The following is a 16,618-nucleotide window of genomic DNA, read 5'->3' as shown; positions in this document are numbered from 1 at the left end:
GACCCTCGCGCCAGACACCCCCGGCCGGGCGCCATCATGACGCCGATCCGGAAGTGTAACATCGATCTTCGAATTACATGTTCGGAGTTCACGTTTTTTGCCGCGGCGATCCGGCGCGCCTGCAGCCAGGGCGTCACAGGCGAAGATGCGTGTTCCAGAAGGAAGTGCAGGACGGCATGGCGTCGCTGTTTTGGGCGCGGACGGCAGAAAGCCCCGCCGAGTGTGTCAGCGGGGCTTTGAGATGTTTGGGTGCGGGAGCAGGATTTGAACCTGCGACCTTCAGGTTATGAGCCTGACGAGCTACCGGGCTGCTCCATCCCGCGGCAAGCCGGAGAGTGAGGGAAGAATGGGGTTCGAAGACTGTCCTCAAGGAGCCCGAAGGGCGATAGGACAAGAAGACTGTTTTATGTGGTTGGTAGACCCCGCGGCGACCTACTCTCCCGCGCCTTGAGACGAAGTACCATTGGCTCTGGAGGGCTTAACGACCGAGTTCGGAATGGGATCGGGTGTGGAACCTCCGACATAGCCACGGGGTCAACCAAACACATAAGACAGAAGAAGACATCGTCGCGTATTGTTATCGGCAAGTAGAACCGAATGAGTTTTGCTGAGAAACGATCAAGCCGATCGGATTATTAGTACCAGTAAGCTTCACACGTCACCGCGCTTCCACACCTGGCCTATCAACGTGGTAGTCTTCCACGATCCTCAGCGAAGCCTTGTTTTGAGGTTAGTTTCCCGCTTAGATGCTTTCAGCGGTTATCTATTCCATACTTAGCTACCCTGCTGCACGGCTGGCGCCATGACAGGTCCACCAGAGGTATGTCCATCCCGGTCCTCTCGTACTAGGGACAGATCCTCTCAAGCTTCGAACACCCACGGCAGATAGGGACCAAACTGTCTCACGACGTTCTGAACCCAGCTCACGTACCACTTTAAATGGCGAACAGCCATACCCTTGGGACCTGCTCCAGCCCCAGGATGTGATGAGCCGACATCGAGGTGCCAAACTTTGCCGTCGATATGGACTCTTGGGCAAAATCAGCCTGTTATCCCTAGAGTACCTTTTATCCGTTGAGCGATGGCCCTTCCACTCGGGACCACCGGATCACTATGGCCGACTTTCGTCTCTGCTCGACTTGTCAGTCTCGCAGTCAGGCGAGCTTATGCCATTGCACTCGACGAGCGATTTCCGACCGCTCTGAGCTCACCATCGCGCGCCTCCGTTACACTTTGGGAGGCGACCGCCCCAGTCAAACTACCCACCACGCCATGTCCCGGGACCGGATAACGGCCCTCGGTTAGACGTCAACGACAGTAAGGGTGGTATTTCAAGGATGGCTCCACCAGAGCTGGCGCCCCGGTTTCATAGCCTCCCACCTATCCTACACATACGGTCGCTAACGCCAAGGCGAAGCTATAGTAAAGGTTCATAGGGTCTTTCCGTCTGACCGCGGGAACCCCGCATCTTCACGGGGAATTCAATTTCACTGAGCCTGTGCTGGAGACAGTGGGGAAGTCGTTACGCCATTCGTGCAGGTCGGAACTTACCCGACAAGGAATTTCGCTACCTTAGGACCGTTATAGTTACGGCCGCCGTTTACCTGGGCTTCAGTTCGGAGCTTTCACTCCTCCCTTTAACCTTCAGGCACCGGGCAGGCGTCAGACCCTATACGTCGCATTGCTGCTTCGCAGAGCCCTGTGTTTTTGCTAAACAGTCGCTACCCCCTGGCTTGTGCCACTCATTCCTGCTTGCGCAAGGTGAGTCACGCTTATTCCGAAGTTACGCGTGCAATTTGCCGAGTTCCTTCAGCACAGTTCTCTCAAGCGCCTTGGTATGCTCTACCTGACCACCTGTGTCGGTTTCGGGTACGGTCTCTGCTGGAGTTATTTCCAGGGACAACGCCCCTGCAAGGACAATCCAATAAGCCCTTACAAGTTATGCCATCCGTCACTTCCAGCTGGTGCAGGAATATTTACCTGCTTCCCATCGACTACGCTTTTCAGCCTCGCCTTAGGGGCCGACTAACCCTGCGCAGATTAGCTTTACGCAGGAACCCTTGGTCTTTCGGCGACAGAGTTTCTCACTCTGTTTGTCGTTACTCATGTCAGCATTCTCACTTCCGATACCTCCAGCCAACCTCACGGTTGACCTTCACAGGCTTACGGAACGCTCCGCTACCGCTTGCAGTAAACTGCAAACCCATATCTTCGGCGCATGGCTTTAGCCCCGTTACATTTTCCGCGCAGGATCGCTTGATCAGTGAGCTGTTACGCTTTCTTTAAAGGATGGCTGCTTCTAAGCCAACCTCCTGATTGTCAAAGCAATCCCACATCGTTTCCCACTTAGCCATGACTTGGGGGCCTTAGATGATGGTTAGGGTTGTTTCCCTTTTCACGACGGACGTTAGCACCCGCCGTGTGTCTGCCCGATAGTACTCCTGGGTATTCGGAGTTTGGTTAGTATTGGTACCGCTCGCGCAGCCCGCAACCATCCAGTGCTCTACCCCCCAGGGTATTCGTCGGACGCTCTACCTAAATAGATTTCGCGGAGAACCAGCTATGTCCAGGTTTGATTGGCCTTTCACCCCTATCCACAAGTCATCCGAGAATTTTTCAACATTCACCGGTTCGGTCCTCCAGTTAGTGTTACCTAACCTTCAACCTGCTCATGGATAGATCACCTGGTTTCGGGTCGTCATACGTCGAACTTAGCGCCCTATTCAGACTCGCTTTCGCTGCGCCTACACCTAACGGCTTAAGCTTGCTCGACACATGAAGTCGCTGACCCATTATACAAAAGGTACGCCGTCACCCCGCTTGGGGGCTCCGACTGCTTGTAGGCTTCCGATTTCAGGATCTGTTTCACTCCCCTTGTCGGGGTGCTTTTCACCTTTCCCTCACGGTACTTGTTCACTATCGGTCGTAGAGGAGTACTTAGGCTTGGAGGGTGGTCCCCCCATGTTCAGACAGGATTTCACGTGTCCCGCCCTACTCGAGTCTCTTGCTGTTTGACGGCTACGGGGCTGTCACCCGCTATGGCCGATCTTTCCAGATCGTTCGCCTTTATTTCACAAGAGCACTGGCCTGGTCCCGGTTCGCTCGCCACTACTACGGGAGTCTCGGTTGATGTCCTTTCCTCCGGTTACTGAGATGTTTCAGTTCACCGGGTTCGCTTAATGAAGCCTATGTATTCAGCTCATTATACCTTTCAACAATCCACCAATCGCTGCTCCGAAAAGCAGAGTTGGAAGACTGTAAAGGTGGGTTCCCCCATTCGGAAATAGCCGGATCAAAGGGTGCTAGCGCCTCCCCGGCTCTTATCGCAGCTTGCCACGTCCTTCATCGCCTCTCTACGCCAAGGCATCCGTCAGAAGCCCTTAAACGCTTGATCGTTTCTCAGCAAAACCCATGCATAGGCTATCCGGGGGATGGAAAGAGGTATCCGCCGGACCTACACCTGGTTTTACTTGCCAGACGATGTCTTCTTCGAACCTGTCCTGAAAGCCTATGAGGGGCCGGACAAATTCTTCCTTCACAATGTCAATGCAGACGATCCGAAGATCAGCTGCAAACTTGTTTTGATCGCGATACTCGCCGGGGCTCAAGTAGCCGCCAGGCGGTAGCCCCAAGGGAAATGGTGGAGCCTAACGGATTCGAACCGATGACATCCTGCTTGCAAAGCAGGCGCTCTACCAACTGAGCTAAGGCCCCAATCAGGGAATAGCCAGGAGAGCTTCGGTTTCCGTCGTGCTGGTAGGCCCGGGCAGACTCGAACTGCCGACCTTACGCTTATCAGGCGTACGCTCTAACCACCTGAGCTACGGGCCTTCAGGCAGCGCGACAGCCCAAGACAACCAGGCTCGCGATCACGCCATCACTGTCATGAACCCACATGGCTCAAGGTCGTGATGACGAATGGTTGGAAAGAGAAACGGAGACGGCGGCGTCCCGCATAATGTCAGTGTGCCTAAGCACCCGACTAAATCGGAGCCTCAATAGCCTCGTGAGAGACTGGAGAAGCATCCTTAGAAAGGAGGTGATCCAGCCGCAGGTTCCCCTACGGCTACCTTGTTACGACTTCACCCCAGTCGCTGACCCTACCGTGGTCGACTGCCTCCTTGCGGTTAGCGCATCGCCTTCGGGTAGAACCAACTCCCATGGTGTGACGGGCGGTGTGTACAAGGCCCGGGAACGTATTCACCGCGGCATGCTGATCCGCGATTACTAGCGATTCCAACTTCATGCCCTCGAGTTGCAGAGGACAATCCGAACTGAGACGACTTTTAAGGATTAACCCTCTGTAGTCGCCATTGTAGCACGTGTGTAGCCCACCCTGTAAGGGCCATGAGGACTTGACGTCATCCCCACCTTCCTCCGGCTTAGCACCGGCAGTCCCATTAGAGTTCCCAACTGAATGATGGCAACTAATGGCGAGGGTTGCGCTCGTTGCGGGACTTAACCCAACATCTCACGACACGAGCTGACGACAGCCATGCAGCACCTGTGTCCTAGTCCCCGAAGGGAAAGCCACGTCTCCGTGGCGGTCCAGGCATGTCAAAAGGTGGTAAGGTTCTGCGCGTTGCTTCGAATTAAACCACATGCTCCACCGCTTGTGCGGGCCCCCGTCAATTCCTTTGAGTTTTAATCTTGCGACCGTACTCCCCAGGCGGATTGCTTAATGCGTTAGCTGCGTCACCGAACTGCATGCAGCCCGACAACTAGCAATCATCGTTTACGGCGTGGACTACCAGGGTATCTAATCCTGTTTGCTCCCCACGCTTTCGCGCCTCAGCGTCAGTAATGAGCCAGTATGTCGCCTTCGCCACTGGTGTTCTTCCGAATATCTACGAATTTCACCTCTACACTCGGAGTTCCACATACCTCTCTCACACTCAAGATCGCCAGTATCAAAGGCAGTTCCGAAGTTGAGCTCCGGGATTTCACCTCTGACTTAACGATCCGCCTACGCGCCCTTTACGCCCAGTAATTCCGAGCAACGCTAGCCCCCTTCGTATTACCGCGGCTGCTGGCACGAAGTTAGCCGGGGCTTCTTCTCCGGGTACCGTCATTATCGTCCCCGGTGAAAGAATTTTACAATCCTAAGACCTTCATCATTCACGCGGCATGGCTGCGTCAGGCTTTCGCCCATTGCGCAAGATTCCCCACTGCTGCCTCCCGTAGGAGTTTGGGCCGTGTCTCAGTCCCAATGTGGCTGGTCATCCTCTCAGACCAGCTACTGATCGTCGCCTTGGTGAGCCATTACCTCACCAACTAGCTAATCAGACGCGGGCCGCTCTAAAGGCGATAAATCTTTCCCCCGAAGGGCACATTCGGCATTACCACCCGTTTCCAGGAGCTATTCCGAACCTAAAGGCACGTTCCCACGTGTTACTCACCCGTCCGCCACTAACCCCGAAGGGTCCGTTCGACTTGCATGTGTTAGGCCTGCCGCCAGCGTTCGCTCTGAGCCAGGATCAAACTCTCAGGTTGAGTTGACTTATCTGACCTAAGCTTAAGACGACTAAATCGTCTTGGCGTTAGTTCTACGTATTATTGACGAGATCCCACGTCACCGATCCGAAGACCAGTTACATGGTATGTCTTTTCAAAAAGACCGCAGATTGTCAGTGTCGACTAAAGTTCCGAAGAACTTCGCCAGGACACCGCCGCCTGCGTTTCTCTTTCCAGATCAACGATTTCAAAGACCACAACCGGTAAAACCGGCCGAACCGTTTAACGCCCGTTCGCGGCGGAGGCGGTGTTTAGCGCCCCTGATTTTCCGTGTCAACCAGTTCTTTTTAAAGAACTTTCTCAACACTTCCCGGAACCCGAGAGCCCCAGCGGAGGCGGCCTTCTAAGGAAACCAATCCTCCAAGTCAACCAGGCTTTTCAGCCCTTCCGCAAACCCGGAAGCCAATGCCCCGGATCCACTTCGCAAAGCCCGTCTCCGAACCCCGCGCCACGCCCGTTCCCGAGCGAGCGGCGGATATACGGACACAGCCCCGAATCCACAACCCTCAAATGACAGAAATACGAACTATCTCAACGAACCAGAGTCACAAACAGAACGCCGCGCCACCCGCACTCGCACCTCCGTCCGGACCTCACATATAGAGGGTGCGATCCGCATCGGTAAAATGTTGCGCCACACCCAGAAGACCGAGACCTGAATGCGCGCAAAACAGGCGACAGCGCATGTTGAAGCATTTTTCTTCCACATTCCGGTCGCGGCGGGTTGCATCGCAGCACGGACGACGGCATAAGAGCGCCCAGTTGAAAGGTTCTCCTGTGTCCCACCGCGCCGCCATCGCTGCGATCCTGAGCCCCGCGAAAGCGGCGGCCGATCTGCGCGTGCTGTCGCTGGGCGTACTCCTTCTTTCGGTAATTCTTATTCCGCTTAGCCGAGCGGTGTGGATGCCTGCGACCTGACCTAAACCAGTCAAAATCGCCCGCTTCACCCCGCTCCCACCCGGCAGCGGGGTTTTTCATGTGCCCGAGACAGAGCCGACAGGCAGAACCTTCCAAAAATCCGATGACCAACTCGTCTGACAGCAAAAAACAACCCAACGCACGCAGTTCCGCCGTGACCCATGGTCCGAACCGGGCCGCGGCGCGGTCCTATCTGCGCGCGGCAGGCATGCAGGACGCCGACTTCGACAAGCCGATGATCGCCATCGTCAACACCTGGTCGACGGTCACGCCCTGCAACATGCACCTGGATCGTCTGGCCAAGGACGTGCGCGCCGGCATCATCGCGGCGGGCGGCTATCCGGTCGACTTCAACACCATCGTGGTCACCGACGGCATCTCCATGGGCACGGCGGGAATGAAGGCCTCGCTGATCAGCCGCGAGGTCGTCGCCGACTCCATCGAGCTGGCGGTCGAGGGGCATCAGCTGGACGGCGTCGTCTGCATCGTCGGCTGCGACAAGACCATCCCGGCGGCGGCCATGGCTCTGGCCCGGATGGATATCCCCGGCCTGGTCTATTACGGGGGCACCATCCTGCCCGGCCGGATCGGCGAGAAGGAGGTCTCGGTCCAGGAAGTGTTCGAGGCCATCGGCGCCCACGGCGCCGGCGCCCTGTCCGACGAGGGTCTGAAGGCGGTCGAGAGCGCGGTCTGCCCCGGCGCCGGCGCCTGCGGCGGTCAGTTCACCGCCAACACCATGGCCATGGCCCTGTCGATGATGGGCATCAGCCCCATGGGCGCCAACGACGTGCCCGCCGTCGATCCGGGCAAGGGCGCGGAAGGCGAGCGCTGCGGCCGTCTGATCGTCGAGCGCGTCTTCGCCGGGGACACCGCCCGCAAGTACATCACCAGGGCCAGCCTGAAGAACGCCGCCGTCGCCGTCTCGGCCTCGGGCGGCTCGACCAACGCCGTCATGCACCTGACCGCCATCGCCGCCGAGGCCGGCGTCGACTTCGGCATCGAGGACTGCCACCAGGCCTGCGTCGAGGCCCCGGTCATCTGCGACCTGAAGCCCGGCGGTCGCTTCCTGGCCTCGCACCTGTTCGCCGCGGGCGGCACGCGCCTGGTCGCCCAGCGACTGGCCGAGGCGGACAAGATCGTCAATACGCCCACCGTCTCGGGCCGCAGCCTGTTCGCCGAGGCCGCCGAGGCCGAGGAGACCCCGGGCCAGCAGGTCGTGACCAGCATGGACGCCCCGGTCATGGCGCGCGGCTCCTACGCCGTCATCTACGGCGACGTGGCGCCCGAGGGCGCCGTGATCAAGCTGACCGGCCACAAGGTCGACCGCTTCGAAGGCCCGGCCGCCGTGTTCGACTGCGAGGAAGACGCCTTCCACGCGGTTCAGGACGGCTCGGTCGGCGAAGGCGACGTCATCATCATCCGCTACGAAGGGCCCAAGGGCGGCCCCGGCATGCGCGAGATGCTGCAGGTCACCGCCGCCCTGAAGGGCCGCAAGGTCGAGAACGTCGCCCTGCTGACCGATGGTCGCTTCTCGGGCGCCAGCTACGGCTTCGTCGCCGGCCACGTCTCGCCCGAAGCGGCGGTCGGCGGCCCGATTGCACTCATTCGCGATGGCGATCCGATCGTCATCGACGTCACCAACCGCCGGATCGATGTGCTCGTCGATCTGGAGGCGCGCCGGGCGGACTTCGCCCCCAACCGGGTCCGTCCGGCGCAAGGCGTTTTCGCGAAATACCGCGCCGCCGTCGCCTCCGCCTCGCAAGGGGCCGTGACCATTCCCAATCCGCCGCCGGCCCAGATCCCCGCAGATCTGGCCGCCTCCACCTATTCCAACGCCGCCATCTCTGAGGACGCCTGAACCATGGCCATCACCATCTACACCAACGACGACATCAAGCCGGGCGCCATCGCCGGCCAGCGCATCGCCGTCATCGGCTATGGCTCGCAGGGCCGCGCCCACGCCCAGAACCTGAAGGACTCGGGGCATGACGTGGTCGTCGGCGTTCGCCAGGGCGGCACGGGCTGGAAGCATGCGACGGCCGACGGCGTCCCCACCGCCGAGCCGGCCGAGGCCGTTCGCGGCGCCGACATCATCGCCATCCTGACCCCGGACATGATCCAGAACGAGGTCTATCGCGACATCATCGAGCCCAACGCCAAGCCGGGCGCCGCCCTGCTGTTCGCCCACGGCTTCTCGATCATCTACGATCGCATCACCCCGCGCGACGACATGGACGTCATCCTGGTCGCGCCCAAGGGGCCGGGCGACCTGGTCCGTCGCGAGTTCGCGCGCGGCCGCGGCGTTCCCTCGCTGTTCGCCATCGAGAAGGACGCGACCGGCAAGGCGCGCGACCGCGCCATGGGCTACGCCAAGGGCATCGGCGGCGCGACCGGCGGCCTGCTGGAAACCAGCTTCCGCGAAGAGACCGAGACCGACCTGTTCGGCGAACAGGCCGTCCTGTGCGGCGGCGCCAAGGAGCTGGTCATCTCGGGCTTCAACACCCTGGTCGAGGCCGGCTACCAGCCCGAGATCGCCTACTTCGAATGCCTGCACGAGCTGAAGCTGATCGTGGACCTGTTCTACGAGGGCGGCATCTCCAAGATGCACCACTTCATCTCGGAAACGGCCAAGTGGGGCGCCGTCGCCTCAGGCCCGCGCGTCATCACCGACGAGACCCGCGCCCGCATGAAGGAGGTCCTGACCGAGATCCAGGACGGAACCTTCGCCAGGAACTGGATCGCCGAGAACGAGGCCGGCAAGCCGCAGTACCAGGCCTGGCTGGACGCCGATCGCCAATCCCACATCGAGCAGACGGGCGCCCGCCTGCGCGAGCGCATGGCCTGGCTGCAGACCCCCAAGTCTGAAGCCGCCTGACCCGCATATATATAAAGAGAGACTGACCCGATGAGCGCCGCCGCGCCCGCCCTGAAAACCGCCTCCGCCCCGGCGACCGTGCACGACACGGCCACCGGCGCGCGCCTGCTCGTCTCCAGCCTGGAGCGGATGGGCGTGGAGGTGGTCTTCGGCTACCCCGGCGGCGCCATCATGCCCATCTACGACGCCCTGACCGGTACGGGCCTGAAGCACATCCTGGTCCGCCACGAACAGGGCGCGGCCTTCGCCGCCGACGCCTATGCCCGCGCCTCGGGCAAGGTCGGGGTCTGCATGGCCACCTCAGGCCCCGGCGCCACCAATCTGATCACCGGCATCGCCAACGCCATGATGGATTCTGTGCCGATGGTCTGCATCACGGGCAACGTCCCCCAGGGCGTCATGGGCACCGACGCCTTCCAGGAGATCGACATCCTGGGCGTCACCCTGCCGATCGTGAAGCACTCCATCCTGGTGCGCGACGCGGCCGAGATCCCGGCCGCCGTCGAACAGGCCTTCCACATCGCCGCCTCGGGCCGCCCCGGCCCGGTCCTGGTCGACCTGCCCAAGGATGTCCAGTTCGCCACCGCCGTCGCCCCGTTCGGTTTCAACATCCCCAATGAGACAGCCGAGGTCGACCACGACGCCGTCGCCGAGGCCGAGCGCTTTATCCGCAATTCCGAACGTCCGCTGATCTATATCGGCGGCGGGGTGAAGATCGGTCGCGCGACCGAGGCCGTCCGCGCCTTCGCCGAGGCGACCGGCATTCCCGCCGTCTCGACCCTGAACGCCCTGGGCACGGTGCCCACCGACGCCCCCGGCTTTCTGGGGATGCTGGGAATGCACGGCACGCGCGCGGCGAACGAGGCGGTCCAGGCGTCCGACCTGCTGATCGTCCTGGGCGCGCGTTTCGATGATCGCGCCACCGGCAAGCTGGCCGAGTTCGCCCCCCACGCCCGCGTCGTCCACTTCGACATCGACGCCTCCGAAATCGGCAAGCTGCGCGACACCCAGGTCGCGGTCGCCGGCGAGCTGAAGCCCGGCGTCGAGGCTCTGACCGCCCGTCTGGCCGCCGCCCCTCTGACCATCGACCCCTGGGTCATCCGCTGCACCTCGGCCGCCGCGCATCACGCCGCCCGCTATGACGCGCCGGGCGAGGGCGTCTATGCGCCGGCCCTGCTGAAGCAGTTGTCCGAAGCCGCCGGCGACCGCTTCGTCGCCGCCTGTGACGTTGGCCAGCATCAGATGTGGGCGGCCCAGCACTGCCGCTTCTCCAGGCCGGAAGCCCACATCACCTCCGGCGGACTGGGGGCCATGGGCTTCGGCCTGCCCGCCGGTCTGGGCGCCAAGCTGGCCGACCCGTCGGCCACGGTCGTCACCATCGCCGGCGACGGCGGCTTCATGATGAACATCCAGGAGCTGGCGACGCTGAAACGCTATGGCGTCGCGCTGAAGATCGTCCTGCTGGACAACTCCTCGCTGGGTCTGGTGCGCCAGTGGCAGGAGCTGTTCTTCGAGGAGAACTATTCCGAGGTCGATCTGTCCGACAACCCGGACTTCGTGAAGGTGGCCGAGGCCTTCGGCGTCGAGGCCTTCCGCATCGACCGCCGCGATCAGGTCGAGGACGGGATCGCCCGCCTGCTGGCGGCCGACGGCCCCTGCCTGGCCCACGTGGTCATCAACCCCAAAGAGAACGTCTGGCCCCTGGTTCCGCCGGGCAAGAGCAACGCTGAAATGATGGAAGGCGCATGAAATGAGCGACACCATTCACATCCAGATCGACCGGGCCGACGGCTCGCTTCAGCGTCTCATCGGCCTGGTGGAACGCCGCGGCTTCCACATCGACGGCATGAGCATGGCCGACGAAGGCGCCTCGCGCCGCATCGCCCTGACCGTGCGCGGCCGCGACGCCGCGCGCTCCATCGACAATCTGGGCTGCCAGATCGACCGCCTGTTCGGCGTCGCTCGCATCAGCGCCCCCGCCTACCAATCCGAGGCCGCGTAAAATGTCCCGAGTAGAACGCGTATCCAGAACCGCCGAGATCGCGGCGTCCGATCCCAACCGCGTCATCATCTTCGACACCACCCTGCGGGACGGCGAACAGGCGCCCGGCTTCTCCATGTCGGCCGAGGCCAAGCTGAAGATGGCCCATGTCCTGCGCGACCTGGGCGTGGACGTGATCGAGGCCGGCTTCGCCGCCGCCTCGCCGGGCGACGAGGAATGCATCCGCCGCGTGGCGGGCGAGATCGAGGGACCGGTCTTCGCCTCCCTGTCGCGCGCCAACGAGAAGGACATCGACGCCTCCTTCCGCGCCCTGGCCCCGGCGCCGAAATCGCATCGCCGTTGCCACGTCTTCCTGGCCACCAGCCCGATCCATCGCTCGGCCAAGCTGCGGATGAGCACCAACGAGGTGCTGGCCACCATCTCGCGCACGGTGGAATACGCCGCCTCCATGTTCGACGACGTCGAGTTCTCCGCCGAGGACGCCTTCCGCACGGAACCCGAGTTCCTGGCCGAGGCCCTGATGGCCGCCGCCGACGCGGGCGCCCAGACGCTGAACGTGCCCGATACCGTCGGCTACGCCACGCCCGAAGAAGCGCGTCAGCGCTTCGCCTGGCTGGACGGGATCATCCGCCCGCGCCACGCGGACATCATCTTCTCGTCGCACGCCCACAACGACCTGGGCCTGGCGGTCGCCAATTCCCTGGCCGCCGTCGAAGGCGGGGCGCGTCAGATCGAGGGGGCGATCAACGGCATCGGCGAACGGGCCGGCAACGCCTCGATCGAGGAGGTCATCATGGCCCTGCGCACCCGCGCGGACCGCTATGGCGTCACAGTATCCGCCGAGAGCCGCCACCTGGTGCGGGCCTCACAGACCCTGCGCGACGTGACCGAGACGGTCATCGCCCGCAACAAGGCCATCGTCGGCCTGAACGCCTTCGCCCACGAGGCCGGGATCCACCAGCATGGCATGATGGCCGACGCCCGCACCTACGAGATCATGCGTCCCGAGGACGTCGGTTTCGAGGGCAGCTACTTCGTGCTGGGCAAGCATTCCGGCCGCCACGCGGTCGGCAAGCGGGCCGAGGCCCTGGGTCACGTGCTGGAAGGCCAGCGCCTGGCCGACGTCTTCGCCGGCTTCAAGCAACGCGCCGACCAGATCGGCGAAATCAATGACGCGGAGCTGACCGCCATCATCGCGGCCGTGACGGCCGGAGGCGCCTCCGCACAGATGGACAAGACCTATGCAGCCGCTGGCTAAGAATATTTGGATCAATGGCGAGCTGACGCCGTGGGCCGACGCGAAGATCCACGTCATGAGCCACGCCCTTCACTATGGCACCTCGGTGTTCGAAGGCATCCGCGTCTATGACACCCCGAACGGCCCGTGCGGCTTCCGCCTGACCGACCATATCCGCCGCCTGTTCGACAGCGCGCGCATCTATCACTTCCCCCTGCCCTTCACCGAGGACGAACTGGTTCAGGCCTGCAAGGACGTGGTCAGGTCCGAGGGCCTGCGTTCGGCCTATCTGCGCCCACTGGCCTTCCTGGGCGAGTGCGGCATGGGCGTGACCCCCAGCCCTGAGAACATCCGCACCGACGTCATGATCTCGGCCTTCCCCTGGGGCGCCTATCTGGGCGAGGAAGCCCTGGAGAAGGGCGTCGACGCCTGCATCTCCAGCTGGAACCGCGTCGCCCCCAACACCATCCCGGCGGGCGCCAAGGCGGGCGGCAACTATCTGTCGGGCTATCTGATCGGACGTGAGGCCCGCGTCGGCGGCTTCGGCGAAGGCATCGCCCTGGGCGTGGACGGCCGTCTGTCTGAAGGCGCCGGCGAGAACCTGTTCGTGGTCAAGGACGGGGTGCTGATGACCCCGCCCGCCGCCGCCTCCATCCTGCAAGGCATCACCCGCGACAGCGTGATGAAGCTGGCGCGCGGTCTGGGCTATGAGGCCCGCGAACAGATCCTGCCGCGCGAGGCCCTCTATGTCGCCGACGAGGTCTTCATGACCGGCACCGCCGCCGAGATCACCCCCGTCCGTTCCATCGACGGCATCGCCACCCGCGCCAACGGCCCCGGCCCGATCACCAAGGCCGTCAACAAGGCCTTCCGCGGCCTGTTCGACGGCACGACCCCCGACCGCTTCGGCTGGCTGGAGCCCATCGGCGAGGCCGCCGCCTCTCCCAAGGAGCGCGTGCATGAGCCAGCCTAGGACCCTGTATGAAAAGGTCTGGGATCGACACGTCGTCGTGCCGGAAACGGCCGAGACTCCGGGCGTCATGTATGTGGACCTGCACCTGGTCCACGAGGTCACCTCGCCCCAGGCCTTTTCCGAAATCGAGGCGCGCGGACTGAAGGTCCGCCGCCCCGACCGCACCTTCGCCACCCTGGACCACTCCACCCCCACCCTGCCGGCCGACGCGAGCGGCCAGCGCCCCTATTTCACCAAGGCCGCCAAGGCCCAGGTCGAAACCCTGGAGGCCAACTGCGCCCGCCACGGCGTCGAACTGGCGGGCTGGGAGTCCGACCAGCGCGGCGTAGTCCACGTCATGGGCCCTGAGCTGGGCCTGACCCAGCCGGGCATGACCGTGGTCTGCGGCGACAGCCACACCGCCACCCACGGCGCTTTCGGGGCCCTGGCCTTCGGCATCGGCACCTCGGAGGTCGGCCACGTCCTGGCCACCCAGTGCCTGCTGCAGCGCCGCGCCAAGTCGATGCGCGTCACCGTCGATGGCGCTCTGCGCCCCGGCGTCTCCGGAAAGGACGTGGCTCTGGCCGTCATCGCCGCCATCGGCTTCGGCGGCGGCACCGGCTACGTCATCGAATATGCGGGCGAGGCCGTGCGTTCACTGGACATGGAGGGGCGCATGACCCTGTGCAACATGTCCATCGAGGCGGGCGCCCGCGCGGGCATGATCGCCCCCGACCGTGTCACCATCGACTGGCTGCGCGGGCGCCGCCACGTCCCCGCCGACTATGAGGCCGCCGCCGCCGACTGGCTGACCCTGGCCTCCGATCCCGGCGCGACCTTCGACAAGGAGGTCGTGCTGGACGGCGCCGCCATCCGTCCCATGGCCACCTGGGGCACGACCCCCGACGCCGGCGCCCCCGTCGGCGCCCCGGTGCCGCAGCCGCGCTCGGACTCGGACCGCAAGGCCATCGACTACATGGGCTTCACCGCCGGCGAGGCGACCACCGGCCACAAGGTCGATGTCGTCTTCATCGGCAGTTGCACCAACGGCCGCCTGCCCGATCTGCGGGCCGCCGCCGACGTCCTGCGCGGCCGCAAGGTCCAGCCCGGCGTACGCATGCTGGTCGTGCCCGGCTCCGAGGCCGTGCGCCGCGACGCCGAGGCCGAAGGTCTGGACAAGGTCTTCACCGAGGCGGGCGCCGAATGGCGCATCCCTGGCTGTTCCATGTGCATCGCCATGAACGGGGACTTCGTCGCGCCCGGCCAACTGGCCGTCTCGACCTCCAACCGCAATTTCGAAGGCCGCCAGGGCAAGGGCGCCCGCACCATCCTGGCCAGCCCCGCCACCGCTGCGGCCAGCGCCGTCGCCGGCGTCCTGACCGATCCGCGCGCCTATCTGTCGGAGACGGCCCATGTCTGAAGCGTTCAAGGTTCTGACATCCAAGACCCTGACCCTGAGTCAGGCCAACATCGACACTGACCAGATCATCCCCGCGCGCTTCCTGACGACCACGACCCGCGAGGGTCTGGGCGCCCACGCCTTCCACGACTGGCGTTATGAGGCCGACGGCTCGCCCAGGCCGGAGGCGGTGCTGAACCGCATCGATCCGACCGAACAGCGCATTCTGCTGGCCGGACCCAACTTCGCCTGCGGCTCGTCGCGCGAGCACGCGCCCTGGGCCTTGCTGGACTACGGTTTCCGGGCGGTCATCTCGACCGAGATCGCCGACATCTTCACCTCCAACGCCCTGAAGAACGGTCTGCTGCCCATCGTCGTCGATCAGGATGTCTGGGACGACCTGGCGGCCCACCCGGAACAGCCTGTGACCATCGATCTGGACGCGAACGAGATCAGACGCGGCAACGCCCCGGCCGTCCCGTTCAAGGTCGAGGCCTTCGCTCGCCAGTGCCTGCTCGACGGCGTCGACACCCTCGGCTGGCTGCAATCCAAGCTGCCCTACATTCATACCTACGAACGCTTCCGTGAACCGGAGACCGCCTGATGCCCAACACCCGCACCTTCAACATCGTGGTCCTGCCCGGCGACGGCGTCGGCCCTGAAGTCGCCCTGGCCGCACAGCGCGTTCTGACCAGCATCGGCGATATCTACGGCCACCGCTTCGAGTTCACTGAACACCTGATCGGCGGGGCCGCCATCGACGCCACCGGCGAGGCCCTGCCCGAAGACACCAAGGCCGCCTGCCTGGCTGCCGACGCCGTCCTGCTGGGCGCGGTCGGCGGGCCCAAGTGGGACGGCGCGCCGGTTCGACCCGAGCAGGGCCTGCTGGCCATCCGCAAGGCCATGGGCCTGTACGCCAACCTGCGCCCCCTGCAGGTCTCGCCCGTCCTGGCCCACCGCTCGCCGCTGAAAAAGGAGATCGTCGAGGGCGTCGATCTGATCGTCTTCCGCGAACTGACCGGCGGCGTCTATTTCGGCGAGAAGACCCGCACTGAAACCAGCGCCTCGGACCTGTGCGTCTATACGGTCGAGGAGATCGAACGCGTCGCCCGCGCCGCCTTCCAGGCCGCCGGCCAGCGTCGCGGCAAGGTCACCTCAGTCGACAAGGCCAATGTCATGGAGACCAGCCGCCTGTGGCGCGAAGTCGTGACCCGCATCCACGCCGAGGAGTATCCGCAGATCACCCTGGAGCACGCCCTGGTCGACTCCATGGCCATGCACCTGATCCGCAAGCCGCGCGAGTATGACGTCATCCTGACCGAGAACATGTTCGGCGACATCCTGTCGGACGAGATCTCGGTGCTGGGCGGCTCCATCGGCCTGCTGCCCTCGGCGTCGCTGGGCGCCGACGGCCCTGGCCTGTTCGAGCCGATCCACGGCTCGGCGCCCGACATCGCCGGTCAGGACCTGGCCAACCCGGTCGGCATGGTGCTGTCGGCCGCCATGATGCTGCGCCACAGCTTCGATCTGGAAGACGAAGCCAACTCGATCGAAGCCGCCGTCGCCGCCGTCCTGGCCTCGGGCGCCGTCACCGCCGATCTGGGCGGGGCCCTGGGCACGGTCGAGGCCACCCGCGCCATCGTCGACGCCATCCGCGCCATCCACTGGGCCGCCGCCCGCCATGTCCCCATGCACTGGGCCTGAGCCCCGGCGCCGATACT

Annotated in this window: 9 protein-coding genes, 3 tRNA genes and 3 rRNA genes; 9 read left to right on the top strand and 6 right to left on the bottom strand. The window is 63.6% G+C overall.

Annotated elements, in window-relative coordinates; translation table 11 throughout:
• Window positions 1-246 precede the first annotated feature (246 nt).
• From ACZ5XO_RS00975 to ACZ5XO_RS00950, 6 genes are all read right to left on the bottom strand, one after another.
• Window positions 247-323 (bottom strand) — tRNA-Met (locus tag ACZ5XO_RS00975).
• Between the two features lie 96 nt (window positions 324-419).
• Window positions 420-534, bottom strand: a 5S ribosomal RNA gene (gene rrf / locus ACZ5XO_RS00970).
• Between the two features lie 80 nt (window positions 535-614).
• Window positions 615-3,394, bottom strand: a 23S ribosomal RNA gene (locus ACZ5XO_RS00965).
• A gap of 244 nt (window positions 3,395-3,638) precedes the next feature.
• Window positions 3,639-3,714, bottom strand: a tRNA-Ala gene (locus ACZ5XO_RS00960).
• A 40-nt stretch (window positions 3,715-3,754) separates the two neighbouring features.
• A tRNA-Ile gene (locus tag ACZ5XO_RS00955) sits at window positions 3,755-3,831 on the bottom strand.
• Between the two features lie 201 nt (window positions 3,832-4,032).
• A 16S ribosomal RNA gene (locus ACZ5XO_RS00950) occupies window positions 4,033-5,493 on the bottom strand.
• Together the 16S, 23S and 5S rRNA genes with 3 tRNA genes alongside form the textbook arrangement of a ribosomal RNA operon.
• A gap of 1,093 nt (window positions 5,494-6,586) precedes the next feature.
• On the opposite strand from ACZ5XO_RS00950, the gene ilvD reads away from it, so the two are divergent.
• The 9 genes from ilvD (at window position 6,587) to leuB (ending at window position 16,601) form a co-directional block, all read left to right on the top strand.
• Window positions 6,587-8,290 carry a dihydroxy-acid dehydratase gene (ilvD, locus tag ACZ5XO_RS00945; RefSeq protein ID WP_464163476.1) on the top strand — a complete coding sequence of 568 codons (1,704 nt, stop codon included), beginning with the start codon at window positions 6,587-6,589 and terminating at the stop codon, window positions 8,288-8,290.
• Between the two features lie 3 nt (window positions 8,291-8,293).
• Entirely contained in the window at window positions 8,294-9,307 is a 1,014-nt protein-coding gene (gene ilvC / locus ACZ5XO_RS00940) for a ketol-acid reductoisomerase (RefSeq protein ID WP_207823861.1), read from the top strand.
• 129 nt (window positions 9,308-9,436) lie between these two features.
• Complete coding sequence (gene ilvG / locus ACZ5XO_RS00935) at window positions 9,437-11,056, top strand: acetolactate synthase 2 catalytic subunit (protein WP_464164948.1); 1,620 nt, start codon at window positions 9,437-9,439, stop codon at window positions 11,054-11,056.
• 1 nt (window position 11,057) lies between these two features.
• The gene (locus ACZ5XO_RS00930; RefSeq protein ID WP_375853567.1) at window positions 11,058-11,309 is read left to right on the top strand and encodes an ACT domain-containing protein; all 252 of its coding nucleotides are present in this window, start codon (window positions 11,058-11,060) and stop codon (window positions 11,307-11,309) included.
• Between the two features lies 1 nt (window position 11,310).
• The gene (locus ACZ5XO_RS00925; protein ID WP_464163475.1) at window positions 11,311-12,567 is read left to right on the top strand and encodes a 2-isopropylmalate synthase; all 1,257 of its coding nucleotides are present in this window, start codon (window positions 11,311-11,313) and stop codon (window positions 12,565-12,567) included.
• Entirely contained in the window at window positions 12,551-13,519 is a 969-nt protein-coding gene (locus ACZ5XO_RS00920) for a branched-chain amino acid transaminase (RefSeq protein WP_464163474.1), read from the top strand. Before ACZ5XO_RS00925 ends, ACZ5XO_RS00920 begins: the two co-directional genes overlap by 17 nt.
• On the top strand, window positions 13,506-14,918 hold the full coding sequence (gene leuC, locus ACZ5XO_RS00915; protein ID WP_464163473.1) for a 3-isopropylmalate dehydratase large subunit: 1,413 nt from the start codon (window positions 13,506-13,508) through the stop codon (window positions 14,916-14,918). The genes ACZ5XO_RS00920 and leuC overlap by 14 nt, the downstream gene beginning before the upstream one ends.
• On the top strand, window positions 14,911-15,501 hold the full coding sequence (gene leuD, locus ACZ5XO_RS00910; RefSeq protein WP_464163472.1) for a 3-isopropylmalate dehydratase small subunit: 591 nt from the start codon (window positions 14,911-14,913) through the stop codon (window positions 15,499-15,501). Before leuC ends, leuD begins: the two co-directional genes overlap by 8 nt.
• On the top strand, window positions 15,501-16,601 hold the full coding sequence (gene leuB, locus ACZ5XO_RS00905) for a 3-isopropylmalate dehydrogenase (protein ID WP_464163471.1): 1,101 nt from the start codon (window positions 15,501-15,503) through the stop codon (window positions 16,599-16,601). The genes leuD and leuB overlap by 1 nt, the downstream gene beginning before the upstream one ends.
• Window positions 16,602-16,618: the final 17 nt, after the last annotated feature.

It is taken from the genome of Brevundimonas sp. T2-11, assembly GCF_055397675.1.
Note: the sequence above shows the minus strand (reverse complement) of the source record. Positions and strands in the feature narration are given on the sequence as shown.

Coding starts and splice junctions, on each gene's coding strand:
- ACZ5XO_RS00920 (WP_464163474.1), top strand. CDS start 12,551: ATGCAGCCGCTGGCTAAGAATATTTGGATCAATGGCGAGCTGACGCCG.
- leuD (WP_464163472.1), top strand. CDS start 14,911: ATGTCTGAAGCGTTCAAGGTTCTGACATCCAAGACCCTGACCCTGAGT.
- leuC (WP_464163473.1), top strand. CDS start 13,506: ATGAGCCAGCCTAGGACCCTGTATGAAAAGGTCTGGGATCGACACGTC.
- ilvC (WP_207823861.1), top strand. CDS start 8,294: ATGGCCATCACCATCTACACCAACGACGACATCAAGCCGGGCGCCATC.
- ilvG (WP_464164948.1), top strand. CDS start 9,437: ATGGGCGTGGAGGTGGTCTTCGGCTACCCCGGCGGCGCCATCATGCCC.
- ACZ5XO_RS00925 (WP_464163475.1), top strand. CDS start 11,311: ATGTCCCGAGTAGAACGCGTATCCAGAACCGCCGAGATCGCGGCGTCC.
- leuB (WP_464163471.1), top strand. CDS start 15,501: ATGCCCAACACCCGCACCTTCAACATCGTGGTCCTGCCCGGCGACGGC.
- ACZ5XO_RS00930 (WP_375853567.1), top strand. CDS start 11,058: ATGAGCGACACCATTCACATCCAGATCGACCGGGCCGACGGCTCGCTT.